Below are 20,483 nucleotides of genomic sequence, written 5' to 3'. Positions count from 1 at the left end.
CATGGCTGACAGGGCTCCTCTGGTCGTGGTCGGCGACGCCCTGCTGGACCGCGACCTGACCGGCTCCGCCGACCGGCTGGCGCCCGACGCGCCGGTACCGGTCGTGTCGGAGTGCGCCGAGCGCGTACGTCCCGGGGGCGCCGCGCTCGCCGCGTACCTCGCCGCACGTGACGGCCGGGAGGTCACACTGATCACGGGCGCGGGTGACGACCCGGCGAGCACGGTCCTGCGCGAACTCCTCGACCCCTGGCTGACCCTGATCCCGCTTCCCCTGACCGGCACCCTGCCCGAGAAGACCCGGGTCCTGGCGCAGGACCGCCCCGTCGTCCGTCTCGACCGGGGCGGCGGCCGGGCCCGCGAGGCCACGGACGCGGCCCGCGCGGCGCTGCGCTCCGCCCGGGCCGTCCTGGTCTCCGACTACGGTCGTGGCACGGCGGACGCCCTGCGGGACGTACTGGCCGCCCGTCCACCGCTGGTCTGGGACCCGCACCCGCGCGGGGGCCCGCCGGTCCCCGGCACCCGGCTGGTGACACCCGCCGAGAAGGAGGCGCACGGCTTCGCCCCGCCGGGCGGCCATCCGGGCGGGGGCCTGCGCGCCGCCGCGCTCAACGCCACCGCCCTGGTACGGGACTGGCGGGTGGCCGCGGTGACGGTGACCCTCGGCTCGCGCGGCGCCCTGCTCTCCTACGGCGAACACCCCCTGCTCTTCCCCGCGCCCGCCGCCCACCACGGCGACTCCTGCGGCGCGGGGGACCGGTTCGCTGCCACCGCCGCCGGACTGCTGGCCGACGGCGCGCTGGTGGGGGAGGCCGTCGAGGGCGCGGTGGGCGCCGCGACGGCGTTCGTCGCCGCGGGCGGCGCGGGCGCCCTGCCTCCCGCCGACACCGGCCCGGTGCCGACCGCTCCGTCCGACACCGACGACCCGCAGGCCCTGGCCGCACGCATCCGTACCCAGCACGGCACGGTGGTCGCCGCGGGCGGCTGCTTCGACCTGCTGCACGCCGGTCACGTCGGCCTCCTCCAGGCCGCCCGGCGACTCGGCGACTGCCTGGTCGTCTGCGTCAACTCCGACGCCTCCGTCCGGCGTCGCAAGGGCGACGGCCGCCCCGTCAACCCCCTCGCCGACCGCGTACGCGTCCTGCGCGCCCTGGCCTGCGTCGACGCGGTCGCCGTCTTCGACGAGGACACCCCGGAACGCCTCCTCGGCGACCTGCGCCCCGACGTCTGGGTCAAGGGCGGCGACTACGCGGGCGCGGACCTTCCCGAGGCCGGCCTGCTCCAGGAGTGGGGCGGTCAGGCGGTCCTCCTGCCCTACCTCGACGGCCGCTCCTCCACGGCCCTGATGGCCCGCGCGGCACAGGGGGTGCGATGACCCGCGACAACACGCCGGACACGGGGCGCGGCCGACCTCCGTCGCCGTCCCCGTCCCTGTCGTCCGCCGGCCGCCCGCCGACGAACGCCACCGCCCTCCCGGCCTCCGCCGGCGGTCCGGTGACGGGCGACCCGGTGCGTCCGCCGTCCGCCGGGACGGCGCGTGGCGACCGGCGCGCGCGGTCGGTGGCGGGTGCGGGTCCCGGCGCGGGGGAGGGGATGCCTCCGGCGGCGGTGGACGATGCGGGGGAGGGGATGTCCCCGGCAGAGGACGGCGCGGGGGCGCGGGGCGCGGCGGCCTGGCCGTCGGCCGGCGGTCCGGTGACGGGCGATCCGGTGCATCCGCCGTCCGCCGGGACGGCGCACCCGCCCGACGCCCTTCCGGCGTACGCCGCGTCGGACCCGAGCCCGGAACCGGACAACGGGCCCGACGCCGGGGGTGGTGGGGCGCGTCCGCGGCTGCTCGTCCTGCGCGCCCTCGGGCTCGGCGACCTGCTGGCCGGGGTGCCCGCGCTGCGCGCGCTGCGTCGCGCGTACCCCGGGCACGAGCTGGTGCTGGCCGCCCCCGCCGAGCTGGCACCCCTCGTCGCGGCGACCGACGCCGTCGACCGACTGCTGCCCGCCGCCGGGCCCGGCCGTGCCGTCCCGCGCACCCTCGACTGGACCGGGCCGCCCCCCGACGTCGCCGTCGACCTGCACGGCAACGGACCGCCCAGCCACCGCCTGCTGACGCGCCTCGGCCCGCCGAAGCTGCTGGCCTTCGCGCACCCGGAGACTCCGGAGATCGAGGGGCCGCCCTGGTACGCCGAGGAGCACGAGCGGGACCGCTGGTGCCGTCTGCTGCGGGCGTACGGTATCGACGCCGATCCCACCGACCTGCGGCTGCCGCGCCCGGAAGCACCGTCCCCGGCCCCCGGCGCCGTCGTCCTGCACCCCGGGGCCGGTGCACCCTCCCGCCGCTGGCCCGTGGAACGGTACGCGGCCGTCGCGGAAGCGCTGCGCGCCCGCGGACGCCGGGTCGTCGTCACCGGGGGAGCGGACGAGGCGGACCTGGTGGCCAGGCCGGCCAAGCTCGCGCACCTGCCCGACACGGACGTGTTCTGCGGCGGCCTGTCCCTGGACCGGCTCTCCGCCCTGGTGGCCGGCGCCCGCGCCGTCGTCAGCGGCGACACCGGCATCGCCCACCTCGCCGTCGCCCACGCCACGCCCTCGGTCACCCTCTTCGGCCCGGTCCCGCCCAGCCGCTGGGGCCCGCCCGACCACCCCCGCCACCGCGTCCTGTGGCACCCGGGCCCGGGCGGCGACCACGGCCACCACGGCGACCCGCACGGCCATGAGCCCGACCCCGCGCTGCTGCGGATCACCACCGACGACGTCCTGGACGCACTCGACGCACTCGACGCGTTCGACGCACTCGGCATCCGCGACGCCCCGGACGCCCTGGAAGAGGCACCATGAACCACGCCACGAACCGCGGCCCGTCGACCACCCGCGAACGCTCCCACGCCGACCCCACCCGACCCGCCCCCGTCGGCGTCGTCATCGCCACCCGCAACCGCTCCGCGAGCCTCGCCGTCACCGTGCGGCACCTGCTCGCCCTGCCCGAACGGCCCGAGGTCCTCGTCGTCGACAACGCCTCCAGCGACGACACCCGCGCCATGCTCGCCCGGGACTTCCCCCGGGTCCGCCTGATCGCCCTGCCGTTCAACCGCGGAGCCCTCGCCCGCACCCACGGTGTCCGCGCCCTCGACACCCCGTACGTGGCGTTCAGCGACGACGACTCCTGGTGGGCGCCCGGCTCCCTCAGCGCCGCCGCCCGGCACTTCGACGAGCACCCCCGGCTCGGACTCCTCTCCGCCCGCACCCTCGTCGGCCCCGACGACGCCACGGACCCGCTCAACGACCTGCTCGCCGACTCCCCCCTCGGCGCGGCCACCGACCTGCCCGGCACCCAGGTGCTCGGCTTCCTCGGCTGCGCCGCAGTCGCCCGCCGCACGTCCTACCTCGACGCCGGCGGCTACCACCCCCTGCTCTTCTTCGGCGCCGAGGAGACCCTCCTCGCCTACGACCTGGCAGCCCGCGGCTGGGGCGTCACGCACTGCCCCGACGTGGTCGCCCACCACCACCCGGACCCCGGCCCGCGCACCGACCGCCCGGCCGTCGTACGCCGCAACGAACTCCTCACCGCCTGGCTGCGCCGCCCGATCCCGCACGCGCTGGCCCGCACCCGAGTCCTCGCGGCCGACGCCCGCCGCGACCCGCACGCCCGGCGCGCCCTGCGCGAGACGCTCACCCGCCTGCCCGCCGCCCTGCGCGCCCGCAGGCCGCTGCCCCCGCACGTGGAGCGTGCCGCCCGCCTCCTGGACACGGCGAACGGAGCGACGTCATGACCGACCTCCGGACCACCGTCGTCGTCATCACCCACAACCGGCGCCCCGAACTCCTGCGCACCCTGGACCGCCTCGCCGAACTCCCCGAGAAACCCCCGGTGATCGTCACCGACAACGCCTCCACCGACGGCACCGCCGCCGCCGTCGCCCGCCACCACCCCGACGTACGGCTCCTGCGCCCCGGCCGCAACCTCGGCGCCGTCGGCCGCAACCTCGCGGTCCGCCAGGTCAGGACCCCCTACGTCGCCTTCTGCGACGACGACTCCTGGTGGGCGCCGGGCTCCCTGTCCGGCGCCGCAGATCTGCTCGACGGACACCCGGCGGTCGGCTCGGTCACCGCCCGCATCCTCGTCGAACCCGAGGGTACCGAGGACCCGATCGTCAGGGAGCTGCGCGACTCGCCCGTGCCCCACCCGGACTGGCTCCCGGGGCCGGCCCTCGGGTCCTTCCTGGCCGCCGCCACCGTGCTGCGCACCGACGCCTTCCGGGCCGCGGGCGGCTTCCATCCCCGGCTGTGGCTGGGCGGTGAGGAGGAGCTGCTCGCCGCCGACCTGGCGGCGAACGGCTGGTGGCTGACGTATGCCGATGACCTGACGATCCATCACCATCCGTCCACCGTCCGGGACTCGACGCTGCGACGGGCGCACGGCATCCGCAACACCCTGTGGTTCACCTGGCTGCGCCGCCCGGCCGGCCCGGCCCTGCGCCGCACCCTCCACCTGGCCCGCACCGTCCCGCGCGACACCGCGTCCCTGCGCGCGTTCGCCGAGGCGACGGCCGCCCTGCCGTGGGTGCTGCGCGAACGCCGGGTACTGCCACCCGAGGTCGAGGCCCGCCTGCGCTCACTGGAACCCGCCCAGCGCGACTCGAAGGCCCGCAGCTACACGGGCTGACCAGCTGTCATGGGCTGACCATCTGCATGGGCTGACCAGCTGCCATGGGCTGGCCGGCTACGCGGGCTGACGCCACCTCCCCCCCGTCCGTGCCGCTGTCCACCGCACGGGCCGGCCCCGCGCCGAGGGGACGCGGGGCCGGCCCGTGCGGACGACGGTCCGAGGACGGACCAGAACTCAGTCGGACCCTCCCGGGCGTTCGCCCTTCGGACCCCGCCCGCGTTCCGTCCGCGGGCCGCGGCTGCCCCAGTCCTCACCTTCCTGGAGCTCCTCGTTGGCCGCCCGGTTGGCGTCCTGGTCCGAGATTCCGGACCGCTCGGCCTCCTTGCGGAGCCGGGCCCGCCGGGTGTCGTACTTCTTGCTTCCGGGTTCGGGCACGACGATCACCTCCTGTGGGGACCGGGTCCCCGGCCGCCCCACGCGGCAAACCGCCTAGCCCTCCGTCCACCTGCACAGCAGCCGGAACGCCGCGAACAGCGTCGGTGGCCACACGGCGGCGAAGGCCCAGATCACACCGGGGTGGGACGTGACGATGCCGGTCACCATGAGGGTGACCGACAAGGTGAGCAGCAGGAAGACGGTCAGGGTGCGGGGGCGGTAGGACGCCAGGCGGGTGAGGTCGGGGCGACGGCCGAGCCGCAGCGTGCGCAGGCGCCGGTCCAGCCGGCGGTCGCGGCGCAGCGCCCGCTCCACCTCGTCGAGTATGCGCTGCTCGTGATCGGGGAGTCGGCCGATGCTCACGATGTCTCCTCCCGGGGGCGGACCGACGGTCGACCGAGTGCCCGCGCGGCCCGGGGACTAACCGGCCGGCCGGGTCCCCAGCGCCGCCACGAGACCGTCCGCGGCGTCCACCACCGGCTCCGCCGACCGGAACCCGGCGCCGATCCGCCCGGCCTCCTCCCGCCCACCGGTCAGGCACCAGTCCCACCAGTGCTCCAGCACGTCCTCCGTCAGCCGCTCGGCGGGCACCAGCGCGGGCCAGCCGCACGCGCGCGCCTGCGCCGTCACCTTCGCGCCGACCGCGACCGGGTCCACCGCCAGCGCCGGTGTCCCGGCCCGCAGCGCCAGGACCAGCCCGTGCAGCCGGTCGGTGACGACCAGGTCCAGCCGGGCCAGTACGGCCTCCAGCTGGGCGGGTGTGCCGCACAGCCGCCAGTCGTGTGCGTCGAGCCGCGTCTCCAGCTCCAGCCGGGCACAGTCCTTGCCGGCCAGCCAGCCCGTCAGCCCGGCGGCGACCTCCTCGTGCCGCCGCTGCGGCCCGTACTCGTGCTGCCCGTGGGTGAGGATCACCCCGACCACCGGCCGGGCGGGCAGCGCGGGCGCGCGGGCAGCGAGGTCCGGGGTCGGCACGGCGCCGGCGGCGTCCCGGGCCAGCACCCGGTGAAAGCCGGTGACGGCGGGGGAGCCGGGGTCGACGACGGAGACGCCGACGGCGACCCGCACGCAGTGCGCGAACCGCCGGTGCAGCTCCTCGACCTGCGGTCCGTGTGCCGGCCCGCACACGAAGACCAGCCGGGAGTACGCCGCCGGGTCCAGGTCCGCGAAGTGCAGCGCGTCCGCGCGGAACCCGGGGCTCCATACGACGTCGTACGCGAGCCCCGCGCCCCGCAGCACCTCCTCCACCCGCCGCAACGCCAGCACGTCCCCGGCGGTCGCCTCCCCGTGCAGGAAGCTGAACCAGCCGGTCACCAGGGTCCTGTCTCGTTGATGCACAGTGTCCATGGGTGCCCCGGCAGTGGCTGGACAATCACCGGTCACCGGCGGGCGCGGTCAGCGCCTGACCACCGGCTCGAAGGCGTCGCGCACGTCCGCGTCCGAGGGTGTGACGGACCGCTGCGACGGCGGACTGCCGTAGTAGGAGATGAAGTACGGGCAGCTGGAGCCGCTGATCTGCAGCTTGCGGTCGGTCACCAGCTTCCCGGTCCGCAGCGCGTAGGCCTTCACCCGGACCTCGGCCTTGCGGAAGGTGATGCTGCGGATCCGTTCGTCGTGGTCCCGGTACTGGCAGGTCTCGACGGTGTTCCCCATGCCCGCCGAGCCCACGCACACCACCAGCGCGGCCTTGGCGGCGTCGGAGGTCCGCCACCGGTCAGGCAGCTTGTCCGTGTACTCGCTGTCGCCCACGAACAGGGCGCGGTTCGTGCCCTTGCGGTGGGCGGGTGCCTGCGAGTACTTCGCCGGTTTCCGGCAGTAGCCGGTGCTCATGTCGTCCGCCGCCGTCACCAGGTCCCTGACGTTGTCCAGTTCGATGGCGAGACCGGCCTTCCTGATCCCCTTGCGGGCGGCCTCCGCGCGCTCGTCGCCGGGGTGCTCCTCGAGCAGCCGCCGGTAGCGGTCGCGCGCGTTCGCCCACTCCTCGCCGGTCATGAGAGTGTCACCGCACTTCATGAGCGCCTCGGGCGCTATGCGTGCCGCGGTGGCCGAGGAGGGGCCGTCCAGGCCCTCGGGGCCGCTCTCACGGTCCCGCAGCCAGTCCGCGATCCGTACGGTGCGGCAACCGTCGTCGGTGGGCAGCCGTCCGAGGAAGTGACTCAGGGTCGCCTCGACCGTCCGCTCGTTGCCGGGCTCGCCGAGGACCGTGCCGAGCCGGCCGAAGCCGGTCTTCAACATGTCCAGGTCACCGGTCAGGCCGCCGCTCAGATAACTCGCCGCCGTGTCCAGACGCTCACAGGCCTCGACCACGGTGTCGCCCCGGGCGGCCACCGCGGCGGCGGCCAGCCGGTGGCCGAACCCCACCCGCTCCTGGGCGGCCACCACGGCACCGCAGTCCCCGTCCTCGCGGGCCTCGTCGACGGCGTCCGCGATCCCGTGGGCGTCGAAGCGCAGCCATCCGGCGGTCACCAGCACGGGGAGGGCGAGGGCGAGCGCGAGCACCCGCTGTCCGCGCCGGGGGCCCGCCGCCGGGTGCCGCCGCGCCAGCCGCCATCCGTGGGCGACGCCCGCCGCCCACCACAGCAGCAGGACCGCCTCGCACCACGTCTCGGCCCGGGCGGCCACCAGCCACACCAGCGGGACGGTGACCACCGCGGCGCCCCAGAACAGCCCCCGGCGCCCCATGATCAGGTAGCCGGCGCCGAGCAGCGAGGCGTTGCCGACGGCGACGCCGAGCGGATCGGGCTTCCGGGGCTTCCGGGGCTCCCGGGGCGGCGCGGGCGGCCGGTCCGGCCCGGGGGACTCGTTCTCGGGATACTCGTGCTCGGAGGACTCGTGCTCGGGGTACTCCGGGGAGTCCGGTTCGTCGTACGGCGGCTGGGTCATGTCTCGCTCCTTTCGCCGCCCTGCCGCGTGCGGACGTACGCCTCGGCGGCGGGCGCGTACAGCAGGAACAGCCCCGGGACCGCGAGAGCGGCGGCCACCAGGAGGGTGGACCCGCCGTAGAGCGGGTCGACGAGCGCGAACGGGACCGCCAGCAGCAGGGTCAGCACGGTCAGGCAGGAGGCCGTGGTGCGCGCGGTGCGCCGCCCGCGGCCGGCCCGGACCGCGAACCAGACACAGGCGAGCCAAAGCGCGGTCATCGGCGTCTGCGCCGGCGTCTGTGCCTGCGAAGAGGCCGTCGCCGCGACGACGGCCGTCAGCGTTCCCAGCGCCAGCAGGGTCACAGCCAGGGTGACGCCGGCCGGCCGACGGGTGGTGGCGGGCGCCGTCGGATCAACTTCCCTCATGTGCCTTCCCTCTGTGCCTTCTCCTGAAGCGGTGCGACGTGGGCGCGGGGTGGCGCGGCCGTCACGGACACGGTGGTCGCGCCGCCCCGCACTCCCCCGGCCATCGATTCGACCGCGGCCCACCGTTGTTCAGCAGCCCGGACGCGGCCCTGAACAATGTGGAACGGCGTGGAACACCGCGGAACGGCGTGGGCCGGCGCGGAACGGCGTGGGCCGGCGCGGAAGGGGCGCGGAACGATGAGGAGCCCCGGTGAAGGTGCCTGAACTCCCCGCGCACCACCCCCCGGTGAACACCTGTCCGGTTGCCGCCGCGTCCAGCGGGTCCCTACCGTGGGCGCCCGGACGGAGACCGAGAGCGACAACGGGGCGGGCGGCAGTACGTGAGCGGACGCGGAGTGGGACGCCGGGAGCGACGGGTCGACCCGGGGGCCGGACCGGTGCAGCGGTTCGCCGCGGAACTCCGCGCCCTGCGGGAGTCGGTGGGGCGTCCGACGTACCGGACGATGGCGGAGAAGGTCCCGTTCTCGGTGACCGCGCTGTCCCAGGCGGCGGCCGGCCGGCAACTCCCCACCCTCGCGGTGACCCTCGCCTACGTCGACGTCTGCGGCGGCGACCCCGAGGAGTGGGAGCGGCGCTGGCGCGAGACGGGCGCACAGGCCGCCGCCCTCGCCGCCGCGGACGAGGACACGCGACCGCCGTACCGGGGCCTGGCGCGGTACGAACCGGACGACACCGACCTCTTCTTCGGGCGCGACCGGCTCGTGGACCGGCTGACCGGGCTGGCCCGCCGGCACCGCTTCACCGCCGTCTTCGGCCCCTCCGGCAGCGGCAAGTCCTCCCTGCTGCGGGCCGGCCTGATCCCCCGCCTGCGTGCGCCCGCGGCCGGCCAGGACGCTCCCGCTACACCGGCGGCCGTACGCATCCTCACCCCCGGCGCGAACCCGTGGCGCACCCACGCGGACCGGCTGGCCCCCGTGCCGGACACGGACGCGGACACCTGGCTGATCGTCGACCAGTTCGAGGAGCTGTACACCCTCTGCGCGGACCCGGCCGAGCGGAACGCCTTCGTCGACCGGCTGCTCGACGCCACCGCCCCCGGCAGTTCGGTGCGGGTGGTGATCGCCGTACGCGCCGACTTCCTGGGACGGTGCGCCGAACACCCCCGACTGACCGCCGCGTTGCAGGACGCCACCCTGCTCGCCGGTCCGATGTGCCGGGAGGAGCTGAGGGAGGCCGTCGTCCGTCCGGCCGCCGCGGCCGGACTCGTCGTCGAACGCGCCCTGACCGCACGGCTGGTCGACGAGGTCGAGGACGCGCCGGGTGGGCTGCCGCTGATGTCGCACGCGTTGCTGGAGACCTGGCGGCACCGTACCGGCCGGACCCTGACCGAGTCCGCGTACGAGGCGGCCGGCGGGCTGCGCGGCGCCGTCGTCCGCACCGCCGAGGAGGTGTACGGCGAACTCACCGCGTCCCAGGCCGACCTGGCCCGCCGCGTCCTGCTGCGGCTCGTCGCGCCGGGCGACGGCACCCCCGACACCCGGCGGCCCGCCGAACACGCCGAACTCGACCTCGGCGACGCCGACGGCAGCCGTGACGTGCTGGACCGGCTGGTGAAGGCCCGGCTGCTCATCCTCGACGACGGCACCGTCGAGCTCGCCCACGAGGCCCTCATCACGGCCTGGCCCCGGCTGCGCGGCTGGATCGACGCCGAACGCGACCGGTTGCGCGTCCACCGGGCGCTCTCCGGGGCCGCCCGTACCTGGCTGGCCCTCGGCCGGGAGAGCGCCGCGCTCTACGCGGGCTCGCGCCTGTCCGCCGCCCACGACGCCTTCCCGCAGGACCATCGGAGTGCGGAACTCACTCCGGTGGAGGGCGAATTCCTGGCTGCCTCGCTCGGCCGGCGGCGTCGCGGAACATGGCTCCGGCGGGGCCTGTCGGCCGCCCTCGCCCTGCTGCTACTGGTCGCCTCGGGCACCGCCGTCGTCGCCCTGCGGGCACGGGCCGCGGCGCAGGCCGAGCGGGACGACGCCGTCTTCGGCCGGATCACCGCGGAGGCCGACCGGCTGCGTGCCACCAACACCGCGCTGACCGCCCGGCTCGACGTCGCCGCGCTCGGTATGCGCTCCACCCCCGACCTGGTCACTCGGCTCACCGCGGACGCGGGCCGGGTGCTGTCCACCCGGCTGCCCGGGCACGAGGGCATCGGCAGCGCCGTGGCGTTCGCTCCCGACGGCCGCACCCTCGCCAGCGGTGGCCACGACGGCACCGTACGGCTGTGGGACACCGCGGGGCCGGACACGGCGGGACCGGACCCCGACGGAGCGAGCCTGGGCGAGCCGCTGCGTATCAGCGGCGGTCCGGTGGGTGCCGTGGCGTACTCGCCCGACGGCACCCTGCTGGCGGCGGCCGGGCACGGCGGGGCCGTCCGGCTGTGGGACGTACGACGCGACCGCGCGCGGCCGCGACCCGTGGGCCCGCCCCTGGTGAGCCACGACGGGCAGTCCGTCGTCGCCGTCGCCTTCGACCCGGACGGCGGCACCCTCGCCACCGCCGGCGACGACGGCACCGTCCGCCTGTGGGACGTGGACGCACTGGACCCGGACGGCACCGCCCGGCCCGCACCACTCGGCGAGCCGGCCCGCGCCGACGCCCGCAGCGTCCGCGACCTCGCCTTCGCCCCCGACGGACGCACCCTCGCCACGGCCGGCCACACCGGGACCGTACGCATGTGGCGACTGGACGGCACCGACGGGATGACCCCCCTCGGCGAGCCGCGGCGCGCACACGAGGAGGCCGTCTGGACGCTGGCGTTCTCCCCGGACGGCCGGACCCTGGCCACCGCCGGCTACGACGAGACGGTGCGCCTGTGGGAGGTGTCCGGCACGGACGGCCCGCGCCCGCTGGGCGATCCGCTCACCGCGCACTCCGCCGCCGTGTGGGGTGTGGCCTTCAGCCCGGACGGACACACGCTGGCCAGCGCCGGGCAGGACGACACCGTGGTCCTGTGGAACGTGGCCAACCCCGAGTACCCGCAGCAGACGGGCGAGCCGCTGACCGGGCACACGGAGGGCCTGTGGGACGTGGCGTTCGCCCCCGACGGCCGCACCCTCGCCACCACCGGCGCCGACCGCAGCGTCCGCGTCTGGCATCTGCCGGAGAACGTCCTCACCGACTTCACCAACCCGCTCACCTCCGTGGCGTACGGTCCGAAGGGCCGCCTGCTCGCCGCCGCCAGCACGGACGACGCCCTGGTCCGGCTCTGGGACGTCCGCCGGCCGGGACACCCACGCCCGCTGCCACGCCACCTCACCGGCCACGAGGCCCCCGTGCTGGCCGCGGCCTTCGCCCCGGACGGCGGCACGGTCGCCGCCGGTGCCGAGGACGGCACCGTACGGCTGTGGGACGTCTCCGAACCGACCCGCCCCGTGCCCGCCGGCACCCTCCGGGACGCCCACCCGGGCGGTGTCCTCACCGTCGCTTTCGCCCCCGACGGCCACACCCTCGCCACCGGCGGCGCGGACGGCAGGGTGCGGCTGTGGGACGTACGCGGCAAGGACGACGTACGCCCCCTCGGCGAGCCCCTGGTCGCCCACACGGACTGGATCACCTCCGTGGCCTTCGCGCCCCACGGGCGCACCCTCGCCACCGGCAGCCAGGACAAGACGGCCCGTCTGTGGGACGTGAGCAACCGCGACCGGGTCCGTCCGGTGGGCGAACCCCTCACCGCCCACGGCGACTGGGTCAACTCGGTGGCGTTCTCCCCGGACGACGGTCACATTCTCGCCACCGGCGGCCGCGACCGCACGGTACGGCTGTGGGACGTCACGGACCCCGGCCGGGCCCGCCCGCTGGGCGGGGAACTGGCCGGGCACCGCGGCGGCGTCACCTCGGTCGCCTTCGCCCCGGACGGCCGCACCCTCGCCAGCGGCGGTGAGGACCACGCGGTACGCCTGTGGAACGTCGCGGACCCCGCCGGTGCCGAACCCTTCGGGCACGAACTCGGCGGCCACCTGGAGACGGTCACCTCGGTCGCGTTCAGCTCCGACGGGACCAGCCTCGCCTCCGCGAGCTACGACCTCACGGCCCGGCTCTGGACGCTCGACCCGGACCGGACGGCCCGTCACGTCTGCGCCCGGACCGGTGGTGACCTCACCCCGGCCACCTGGCACGACCTCCTCCCGCGGCTCACCTACCGGCGCACCTGCGAAGGGACCGGGGACGGTTCACACCGTGCCGGTGACTGAAAGGACGACGCCACGATGCCGCTCTCGCGGCCAGAAGCTGTCCGCGACCGCCGCTACCGTGCACAGCATGACGACCAAGGCACGAACGACGGCCCCGTCCTCGGCACCCGCGACCTGGGCCGCGCCACGCCGACTCGGCAACTGCTGCTGAGCCGCGCGGATATGCCCGCCGAGGCCGGCCGTCGCACATTTCGTCGGGCTCCAGGCGCAGAACGTGAACCCCGGGGGTGACGCGGGACGAGGTCGCGGCCGAGGGGGAGCGGATGCCGGCGACGATGCACCCGGAGGCCGCGTACGGCATCCGCTTCGGAACGGTACGCGGCTGACGTGGTAAGGGGGCGTTGCGGGCCGCTCGTGGAGGCTCGCAACGCCCCCGGTCCCGCACCTGAGGGGTACCCAGGAAGTCGCGGGCCTCAGGGAACTGCCGGGGCGGGGCCGCGAGACGACCCGGACGCGGATCCGGCCGGTCCGACGCGAATGAGCCCGGACATGAGTCTCCTCAAGGGTTGCCGGTGGGGGGTCGCACGGGCGTGGGGGGTGGCACGGGGGTCTCGGGACAGACTCCCGCATGCCCGGGCGAGCGGCACGTGCTCACGCTAGAACCGGCGGCGGGGACCGCCCAATGAGGGAAGCCCCTAAGGGAGCCGGGCAGGGAAAACCCTCGGTGGGCCCCCGGTAAACCCGACGGCCCCCAACCGGCGGAACCGACCGTCCCGCTCACCCGTCCCGCTCACCCGACCCGTCCGCCCGGCTTACTTGGTCCCGCCGGTGTGTCCGCCCGGCTCACTCGGCTCGGCCAGTCCGTCCGCCCGGCTCACTCGGTCCCGCCGGTGTGTCCGCCCGCCGCCAGTCGGACGATGTCGACCCGGGACCGGATCCCGAGTTTGCGGTAGACCCGGGTCAGGGTCGCCTCGACCGTCTTGACGCTGACGAACAGGCGTGCGGCGATCTCCCGGTTGGTCGCCCCCTCCATGACCAGCGCGGCCACCTGACGCTCCATCGGGGCGAGAGAGGCCAGCCCGTCGGGCACGGCGGCCGGCGCGGGCGGCGGTGGTCCGGCCGCCTGCGCCGCGACGGCCTCCTCCACCCGCCGCAGCCAGGGCAGCGCCCGGCAGCGCCGGAACAGCCGGGCCGCCTCGTCGTACGGGGCCGGACCCGGTGCCCGCCCCGGCCGGCCGGCGTGCAGCGCCGCCAGCGCGAAGGCCGCCCGCGCCTCCTCCAGGCCGTAACCCAGCCCGGCGAGCCGCTCCCGCGCCGACGTCAACCGGGTGACGACGGACCGGTGTTCCCCCCGCGCCGCCCGCACCTGGGCCTCGGCCCGGTCCAGCACGGCGAGCACACTCTCCCGCCCGAGCCGCAGCGCGTGCGCGCGCGTGACCTCGATGACGTCCTGCGCCTCGGCCGGCTCCCCGGTGCGCACCAGCGCCTCGGCGAGGTCGCCCTGCCACCGGCCGCGCGCCGGGTCGGTGATGCCCGCGCCGGCCTCCAGCTCCCGTACCCGGCGCAGCGCCCTTACGGCCGCCCGCGCGTCGCCCGCCACCAGGCTCGCGTGGCCGAGCGCCGCCAGCGCCCGCGACAGGTACACGGCGTCGCCGTCCTCCTCGGCCCGCCGCACCGCCTCCCGCGCCAGCGCCAGGGCCCGTTCCACGTCACCGCCGGCGGCCTCGGCCAGCGCGGCCTGCATCGCGCCCGCGCCCTCGCCGATACCCGCGTCCCGGGCCAGCGTCAGGCTCTCCCGGGACAGTTCGAGGGCCCGGCCGCAGTGCCCGGAGTGCAACTCGGTCTCGGAGAGGAAGCGCAGGTAGTGGACCTCGCTCTCGGCCATGCCGCGCCGGCGCACCTCGCGCAGCAGCGCGGTGGCCGTGGTCCGCGCCTCGGCCAGCCGGTCGCTCATCAACAGCCACCGGAACCTGGACGAGCCGGCCCCGTTGTGATGGCACGCCACCCGCGGATCCTGCGGCTCCTCCAACGCCCGCCGAATCGTCGCCGGGGCGTCCGGGTGCCCCATCAGCGTCTCCGCCTGCGCCTGGAGCGCCAGCGCGAGCAGCTCGGTGCGCCGGTCCCCGGCCCGCACCGCGAGCCGGGCCGCGTGCGCGGCCTCCTCGCGGCCCTGCGCGAAGTCGCCCTGCACCACCAGAGAGCGCCAGGCCAGCTGGTAGTGGACCAGGGCGAGCAGCCGCGGGGCGTCCCCCGCGTCGGCCAGGGCCTGCGGGAAGACGGCGTCGACCTCGCCGATGGCCTGCCCGGCCGCCTCGATCACCACCATCCAGGCGCGCACCCGCTCGCCGGGCGCGCCGGCCCGGGTCAGCACCTCGCGGGCGATGTCCCGGGCGAGGTCCGGCTCACCGGCGGTGATCGCGTCCTCGGCGGCCGCCAGCCGGCGCTCGTCCGGCCCCGGTGCGCCGTCCGCCGGGGTGTGCCGGGCCGCGAGCAGCCCCAGCGAGGCGGCCACCGACGGCGCCCCGCGGTCCCGGGCCAGCGCGGCGGCCCCGGCCAGCCGGGCCGCCACCTGCGGGTCCGTGCCGGTGGTCGCCAGGGCCAGGTGCCGGGCACGTTCGATCGGGTCGGAGGCCGCCGTGGACAGCGCGGCGTGCGCGGCCCGCCGCTCCCGCGCCGGCGCCTCGGCGTACAGTGCGGCCGAGATCAGCGGATGCGCGAACCGTACGGCCGGACCCTCCGGGTCGGTCGCCAGCAGCCCCAGCGCCGCCGCCTGGGCGGTCTCGGCCTCGGCGTTCTCCCGGCCGGCCGCGTGCAGCAGGGCCGGGGTGGGGCGGGCACCGGCGCTGGCCACCAGGAGGGTGCGGCGCGCGTCGTCCGACAGCATCTCCAGACGGGTCAGGACCAGGGCGCGCAGCGAGGTCGGCACCGGCAGCGGCTCGCCCGGCCGGGGTGGGGCGGGGCTCTCGGCGAGGGCCCGGCCCAGCTCCAGCGCGAACAGCGGATTGCCGCCACTGGTGCGGTGGATGTCGCGGACGGTGGCACGCGCCAGGCCCGCGTAGCCGCGTTCGTCCAGCAGCGCCGACACCTGGGCGCGGGTCAGCGGGCCGAGGCGCACTGCGCGGGTGTCCGGCGGGGACGCGCGCAGATGGCGGTCGTACGCCGCGCCCTCCGTCTCCGGACCCTCGGTCCGCGCCGCGCACAGCAGCCGTACCGGAGTGTCGCCCAGGCGGCGGGCGGCGAAGCCGAGGAGTTCGGCGCTGGCCGCGTCGAGCCACTGCAGGTCGTCGGCGACGACGAGGACGGGTCCCGCGGCGGCGAGCGCACGCAGCACGGTGAGCACGGCCAGCCGCAGCGCCAGTCCGTCGCGCTGGAGGGAGGACTCGCCCCGGCCGATGAGCGCCGACTCCAGCGCGGTGCGCTGGGCGGCGGGCAGCGCGTCCGCCACCTCGTCCAGGACCTGGCCCAGGAGATCGGCGAGGGCGAGGAAGGGAAGATGGGATTCGGACTCGGTCGCCGAGCAGCGCAACACGGTGTGCGCGGTGGGCGCGTATTCGGCGGCCAGAGTCCGCAGGACGGTCGACTTCCCGATTCCGGCGGGCCCGTGCAGCAGCACACTGCCGCCCCGGGTGAGCTGCTCGCGCGCCGCGCCGCACGACTCCTCCCGTCCGATGACCAGGTCGCGGCGGCACCCGGCAGACTCCGCGAAGTCCCGTCGCACGGCCACCGCTCCCCTCCGTATGTCGTGTCCCGGCCAATGTTAGGCAACGGCCATTGAACTACGGGGAGCGGGAAGTCCTGGCGCGGCGACTCACTTCCGTTCAGTCTTCAGGGAGTGGTAATGAGACTCACATCACGGATCGGACGACGGCACAGAGCCGCCGGTCGAGGTCCGGCACAGAGGAGGACGAATGACGACGGCCACGGAGCTGTTCCGCAGCGCACGGGACTTCCTGCTGGAACACCGCGAGGACTACACCGCCGCCCACGAGGGATTCCGGTGGCCCCGGCCCGAGTACTTCAACTGGGCGCTGGACTGGTTCGACGCCGTCGCCGAGGGCAACACGCGCACGGCGCTGCACATCGTCGAGGAGGACGGCACCGAGGTCCGGGTCTCCTTCGCCGAGATGTCCGCCCGCTCCGACCGGGTCGCGAACCGGCTGCGCGAGTGGGGCGTCGGCCCCGGGGACCGCATCCTCGTCATGCTCGGCAACCAGGCCGAACTGTGGGAGACGGCGCTCGCCGCGATGAAGCTCCGCGCCGTCGTCATCCCCGCCACCCCGCTCCTCGGCCCCGCCGACCTGCGCGACCGCGTGGACCGGGGACGGGTCGGGCACGTGATCGTCCGCGCCGAGGACACCGGCAAGTTCGCCGACGTACCCGGCGACTACACCCGCATCGCGGCCGGCGGCACGACGGAGCCCGGCTGGCGGGCGTACGAGGACGTGTACACGGCCTCCGACGCCTTCGCCCCGGACGGACCCACCGCCGCCGACGACCCGCTGATGCTGTACTTCACCTCGGGCACCACCGCCCGCCCCAAACTGGTCGAGCACACCCACGTCTCCTACCCCGTAGGGCACCTGGCGACGATGTACTGGATCGGCCTGAAGCCCGGCGACGTCCACCTGAACATCTCCTCGCCCGGCTGGGCCAAGCACGCCTGGTCGAACCTGTTCGCGCCGTGGAACGCCGAGGCGACCGTCTTCCTCTACAACTACACCCGGTTCGACCCGGCCCGGCTGATGGCCGAGATGGCCCGGGCCCGGGTGACCACCTTCTGCGCCCCGCCGACCGTGTGGCGCATGCTCATCCAGGCCGACCTGACCCAGCTCGCCACCCCGCCGCGCGAGATCGTCGCCGCCGGTGAGCCGCTGAACCCCGAGGTGATCGAGCAGGTCCGCCGCGTCTGGGGCGTGACCATCCGGGACGGCTTCGGCCAGACCGAGACCGCCGTCCAGGTCTCCAACAGCCCCGGCCAGGTCCTGAAGACCGGCTCCATGGGCCGCCCCGGCCCCGGCTACCGCGTCGAACTCCTCGACCCGGTCACCGGCGCACCCGGCGTCACCGAGGGCGAGATCGCCCTGGACCTGTCCGAGCGCCCCGTCGGCCTGATGACCGGCTACCACGGCGACCCCGACCGCACCGCCGAGGCGATGGCCGGCGGGTACTACCGCACCGGCGACATCGGCGCCCGCGACGCCGAGGGATACCTCACCTACGTCGGCCGCAGCGACGACGTCTTCAAGGCCTCCGACTACAAGATCTCCCCGTTCGAGCTGGAGAGCGCCCTGCTGGAGCACGAGGCGGTCGCGGAGGCGGCGGTCGTGCCGGCCCCGGACGAGCTGCGCCTCGCGGTGCCCAAGGCGTACATCGTCCTGGCGGCCGGCTGGGAGCCGGGCACGGACACCGCGAAGGTGCTGTTCGAGCACTCACGCCAGGTCCTCGCCCCCTACAAGCGCGTCCGCCGCCTGGAGTTCGGCGACCTGCCCAAGACCGTCTCCGGCAAGATCCGCCGCATCGAACTGCGCGAGGCGACGGCGGCCGGCTCCCAGGACGAGTACCGCGAGGAGGACTTCCGGTGACCGAGCCCTCCTACGCCCACGGCACCAGCACCACCCCCCTCCTCGGCGACACCATCGGCGCCGACCTCGACCGCGCGATCGCCGCTCACCCGGACCGCGAGGCCCTGGTCGACGTGCCGTCCGGACGGCGCTGGACGTACGCCCGGTTCGGCACGGACGTCGACGAGGTGGCGCGCGGACTGCTGGCGAAGGGCGTCACCAAGGGCGACCGGGTCGGCGTCTGGGCGGTCAACTGCCCCGAGTGGGTCCTCGTCCAGTACGCCACCGCGCGCATCGGCGCCATCCTGGTCAACGTCAATCCGGCCTACCGGGCACACGAGTTGGAGTACGTCCTCCAGCAGTCCGGCATCACCGTGCTCGTCGCCTCCCTCGCCCACAAGGGCAGCGACTACCGGGCGATCGTGGAGCAGGTCCGCGGCCGGTGCCCGGAACTGCGCGAGAGCGTCTACATCGGCGACCCGTCCTGGGACGCGCTGACGGCGGGCGCCGCCTCGGTGGCGCCGGAGCGACTGACCGCGGCGGCCGCCGAACTGAGCTGCGACGACCCGGTCAACATCCAGTACACCTCCGGCACGACCGGCTTTCCGAAGGGCGCCACCCTCTCCCACCACAGCATCCTCAACAACGGCTACTGGGTGGGCCGTACGGTCGGCTACACGGAGCAGGACCGGGTGTGCCTGCCGGTGCCCTTCTACCACTGCTTCGGCATGGTCATGGGCAATCTGGGCATCACCTCCCACGCCGCCTGCATCGTCATTCCCGGCCCGTCGTTCGAGCCGGCGGCCACGCTGGAGGCGGTGCAGCGGGAGCGGTGCACGTCCCTGTACGGCGTCCCGACCATGTTCATCGCGGAGCTGAACCACCCGGACTTCGCCTCGTACGACCTCAGCTCCCTGCGCACCGGCATCATGGCGGGCTCGCCCTGCCCGGTGGAGGTGATGAAACGGGTGGTCGCCGAGATGCACATGGAGGAGGTCTCCATCTGCTACGGCATGACCGAGACCTCCCCGGTCTCCCTCCAGACCCGGATGGACGACGACCTCGAACACCGCACCGGCACCGTCGGCCGGGTCCTGCCGCACATCGAGGTGAAGGTCGTCGACCCGGTGACCGGCGTGACCCTGCCCCGGGGGGACGCCGGCGAGCTGCGTACCCGCGGCTACAGCGTGATGCTCGGCTACTGGGAGGAGCCGGAGAAGACCGCCGAGGCGATCGACCCGGGCCGCTGGATGCACACCGGGGACCTCGCGGTGATGCGCGACGACGGCTACGTGGAGATCGTGGGCCGCATCAAGGACATGATCATCCGGGGCGGCGAGAACATCTACCCGCGTGAGGTCGAGGAGTTCCTCTACGCCCACCCGAGGATCGCGGACGTCCAGGTCGTGGGCGTACCGCACGAGCGCTACGGCGAGGAGGTCCTCGCCTGCGTCATCCCGCGCGACGCGGCCGACCCGCTCACCCTGGAGGAGCTGCGCGCCCACTGCGACGGGCAATTGGCCCACTACAAGGTGCCCAGCCGCCTCCAAATCCTCGACTCCTTCCCGATGACCGTCTCGGGGAAGGTCCGCAAGATCGAGCTGCGGGAGCGGTACGGCGAGTAGGCCGTACGGCGAGTAGGCCCTCGGAGCGAAGGCCCTCGGAGCGAAGGCTCTCTGGTGCTCGGGCCGTACGGGGAGGGAGGTCAGCCGGCCGTGGCGTCCAGCGTCACGGCCGGCGCGTTGGCCGGGCGCGGGACGCCCGTCGGGTCCAGGACGAAGAGCGGGACGCCCAGCAGGTCGGTGCGGGCGCGGGCCTCCTCGGTGTATCCGGCGAGGGAGAAGTGGACGCAGGTCGCGGACTCCGCCATGGCCGTCAGCCACAGGCACTCCACGTCCCGCACCGAGGCCGGGCCCACCGTCGGATCCACCTGGACGACGATGCCGGGCGCGGCCAGCCCGATACCGGACATGCGCCGCTGCTCGGCGCGGCGGACGTCCCGGTGGCCCAGCCCGCGCAGATACAGGACGGCGGCGGTGACCGCGTCGCGGGCGGCGCGGATCGGGACGGCCCGGTGGGCCGGGACCCGCGACCCGGGGGTGCGCCCGGACCGGCCCGCGGCCGTGCGGTCCACCGGCACGCACAGCACCGTCCCGCACGAGCAGCCCAGCTCCGGCCGCGGCCACCGGCTCTCGGCCCCGCAGGCCGCGCAGCGCACGCCGATCCACTCCTCGTCCCACGCCCGGTGGGTGACCGCGGTCGCGCTGCCGCGCGGATCGAGCTCCGGGGCGACGGGCGCCCCGCACGCGCAGGGGTACGACGGTGCCGTGTAGCGGTGCCGGCACCCGCAGGAGGTGCAGCACACCGAGATGGTCTCGGACATGGCCCCATCGTCCTCTCTTGACGGTCCTCGGCTACCCAC

At 75.5% G+C, this 20,483-nt stretch carries 14 protein-coding genes; 7 read left to right on the top strand and 7 right to left on the bottom strand.

The genetic code is table 11. The annotated features are described in order from the left end of the window. Position 1 precedes the first annotated feature (1 nt). The 4 genes from rfaE2 to ABEA26_RS16990 all read left to right on the top strand — a co-directional run bounded on the left by rfaE2 (position 2) and on the right by ABEA26_RS16990 (position 4,654). The gene (gene rfaE2 / locus ABEA26_RS17005; RefSeq protein WP_345593241.1) at positions 2–1,372 is read left to right on the top strand and encodes a D-glycero-beta-D-manno-heptose 1-phosphate adenylyltransferase; all 1,371 of its coding nucleotides are present in this window, start codon (positions 2–4) and stop codon (positions 1,370–1,372) included. A 254-nt stretch (positions 1,373–1,626) separates the two neighbouring features. After that, on the top strand, positions 1,627–2,829 hold the full coding sequence (locus tag ABEA26_RS17000) for a glycosyltransferase family 9 protein (RefSeq protein WP_345593240.1): 1,203 nt from the start codon (positions 1,627–1,629) through the stop codon (positions 2,827–2,829). Next, positions 2,826–3,761, top strand: coding sequence for a glycosyltransferase family 2 protein (locus tag ABEA26_RS16995; protein ID WP_345593238.1), 936 nt, complete (start codon positions 2,826–2,828; stop codon positions 3,759–3,761). The genes ABEA26_RS17000 and ABEA26_RS16995 overlap by 4 nt, the downstream gene beginning before the upstream one ends. Further along, on the top strand, positions 3,758–4,654 hold the full coding sequence (locus ABEA26_RS16990) for a glycosyltransferase family 2 protein (RefSeq protein WP_345593237.1): 897 nt from the start codon (positions 3,758–3,760) through the stop codon (positions 4,652–4,654). The genes ABEA26_RS16995 and ABEA26_RS16990 overlap by 4 nt, the downstream gene beginning before the upstream one ends. Positions 4,655–4,831: 177 nt before the next feature. Here ABEA26_RS16990 and ABEA26_RS16985 read toward each other — a convergent pair whose 3' ends face one another. From ABEA26_RS16985 to ABEA26_RS16965, 5 genes are read right to left on the bottom strand one after another with little or no spacing between them, the layout of a single operon-like run. After that, the gene (locus ABEA26_RS16985) at positions 4,832–5,032 is read right to left on the bottom strand and encodes a hypothetical protein (RefSeq protein WP_345593235.1); all 201 of its coding nucleotides are present in this window, start codon (positions 5,030–5,032) and stop codon (positions 4,832–4,834) included. Between the two features lie 54 nt (positions 5,033–5,086). After that, positions 5,087–5,395, bottom strand: coding sequence for a DUF3040 domain-containing protein (locus ABEA26_RS16980; protein WP_345593234.1), 309 nt, complete (start codon positions 5,393–5,395; stop codon positions 5,087–5,089). Between the two features lie 57 nt (positions 5,396–5,452). Then, the gene (locus ABEA26_RS16975) at positions 5,453–6,376 is read right to left on the bottom strand and encodes a polysaccharide pyruvyl transferase family protein (protein ID WP_345593233.1); all 924 of its coding nucleotides are present in this window, start codon (positions 6,374–6,376) and stop codon (positions 5,453–5,455) included. Between the two features lie 48 nt (positions 6,377–6,424). Then, positions 6,425–7,912 (bottom strand): tetratricopeptide repeat protein, encoded by a 1,488-nt coding sequence (locus ABEA26_RS16970; RefSeq protein WP_345593231.1) that lies wholly within the window; start codon positions 7,910–7,912, stop codon positions 6,425–6,427. After that, complete coding sequence (locus ABEA26_RS16965; protein WP_345593230.1) at positions 7,909–8,316, bottom strand: hypothetical protein; 408 nt, start codon at positions 8,314–8,316, stop codon at positions 7,909–7,911. Before ABEA26_RS16965 ends, ABEA26_RS16970 begins: the two co-directional genes overlap by 4 nt. Positions 8,317–8,696: 380 nt before the next feature. Here ABEA26_RS16965 and ABEA26_RS16960 point away from each other — a divergent pair, with 380 nt between their 5' ends. Then, the gene (locus ABEA26_RS16960; protein WP_345593228.1) at positions 8,697–12,560 is read left to right on the top strand and encodes an nSTAND1 domain-containing NTPase; all 3,864 of its coding nucleotides are present in this window, start codon (positions 8,697–8,699) and stop codon (positions 12,558–12,560) included. 814 nt (positions 12,561–13,374) lie between these two features. On the opposite strand, the gene ABEA26_RS16955 is transcribed toward ABEA26_RS16960, so the two are convergent. Further along, positions 13,375–16,224 carry a helix-turn-helix transcriptional regulator gene (locus tag ABEA26_RS16955; protein ID WP_345593226.1) on the bottom strand — a complete coding sequence of 950 codons (2,850 nt, stop codon included), beginning with the start codon at positions 16,222–16,224 and terminating at the stop codon, positions 13,375–13,377. A 184-nt stretch (positions 16,225–16,408) separates the two neighbouring features. Here ABEA26_RS16955 and ABEA26_RS16950 point away from each other — a divergent pair, with 184 nt between their 5' ends. Next, positions 16,409–18,082, top strand: a complete 1,674-nt coding sequence (locus tag ABEA26_RS16950) for an AMP-binding protein (protein ID WP_345593224.1) — start codon at positions 16,409–16,411, stop codon at positions 18,080–18,082. Further along, the gene (locus tag ABEA26_RS16945; protein ID WP_345593222.1) at positions 18,079–19,686 is read left to right on the top strand and encodes an AMP-binding protein; all 1,608 of its coding nucleotides are present in this window, start codon (positions 18,079–18,081) and stop codon (positions 19,684–19,686) included. The genes ABEA26_RS16950 and ABEA26_RS16945 overlap by 4 nt, the downstream gene beginning before the upstream one ends. Before the next feature lie 80 nt (positions 19,687–19,766). Here the strand turns inward: ABEA26_RS16945 and ABEA26_RS16940 are convergent, their stop codons facing one another. Next, positions 19,767–20,444 (bottom strand): hypothetical protein, encoded by a 678-nt coding sequence (locus tag ABEA26_RS16940; RefSeq protein ID WP_345593221.1) that lies wholly within the window; start codon positions 20,442–20,444, stop codon positions 19,767–19,769. Between the last annotated feature and the right edge of the window lie 39 nt (positions 20,445–20,483).

The sequence above is a fragment of the Streptomyces marokkonensis genome, assembly GCF_039539045.1.
Classification (GTDB): Bacteria; Actinomycetota; Actinomycetes; order Streptomycetales; family Streptomycetaceae; genus Streptomyces; species Streptomyces marokkonensis.
This window is presented reverse-complemented; position numbering and strand designations above follow the sequence as displayed.

What these genes read in the sequence shown, in the direction of transcription:
- rfaE2 (WP_345593241.1), top strand. Translation starts at nt 2, where the DNA reads ATGGCTGACAGGGCTCCTCTGGTCGTGGTCGGCGACGCCCTGCTGGAC.
- ABEA26_RS17000 (WP_345593240.1), top strand. Translation starts at nt 1,627, where the DNA reads ATGTCCCCGGCAGAGGACGGCGCGGGGGCGCGGGGCGCGGCGGCCTGG.
- ABEA26_RS16995 (WP_345593238.1), top strand. Translation starts at nt 2,826, where the DNA reads ATGAACCACGCCACGAACCGCGGCCCGTCGACCACCCGCGAACGCTCC.
- ABEA26_RS16990 (WP_345593237.1), top strand. Translation starts at nt 3,758, where the DNA reads ATGACCGACCTCCGGACCACCGTCGTCGTCATCACCCACAACCGGCGC.
- ABEA26_RS16975 (WP_345593233.1), bottom strand. Translation starts at nt 6,376, where the DNA reads ATGGACACTGTGCATCAACGAGACAGGACCCTGGTGACCGGCTGGTTC.
- ABEA26_RS16970 (WP_345593231.1), bottom strand. Translation starts at nt 7,912, where the DNA reads ATGACCCAGCCGCCGTACGACGAACCGGACTCCCCGGAGTACCCCGAG.
- ABEA26_RS16965 (WP_345593230.1), bottom strand. Translation starts at nt 8,316, where the DNA reads ATGAGGGAAGTTGATCCGACGGCGCCCGCCACCACCCGTCGGCCGGCC.
- ABEA26_RS16950 (WP_345593224.1), top strand. Translation starts at nt 16,409, where the DNA reads ATGACGACGGCCACGGAGCTGTTCCGCAGCGCACGGGACTTCCTGCTG.
- ABEA26_RS16940 (WP_345593221.1), bottom strand. Translation starts at nt 20,444, where the DNA reads ATGTCCGAGACCATCTCGGTGTGCTGCACCTCCTGCGGGTGCCGGCAC.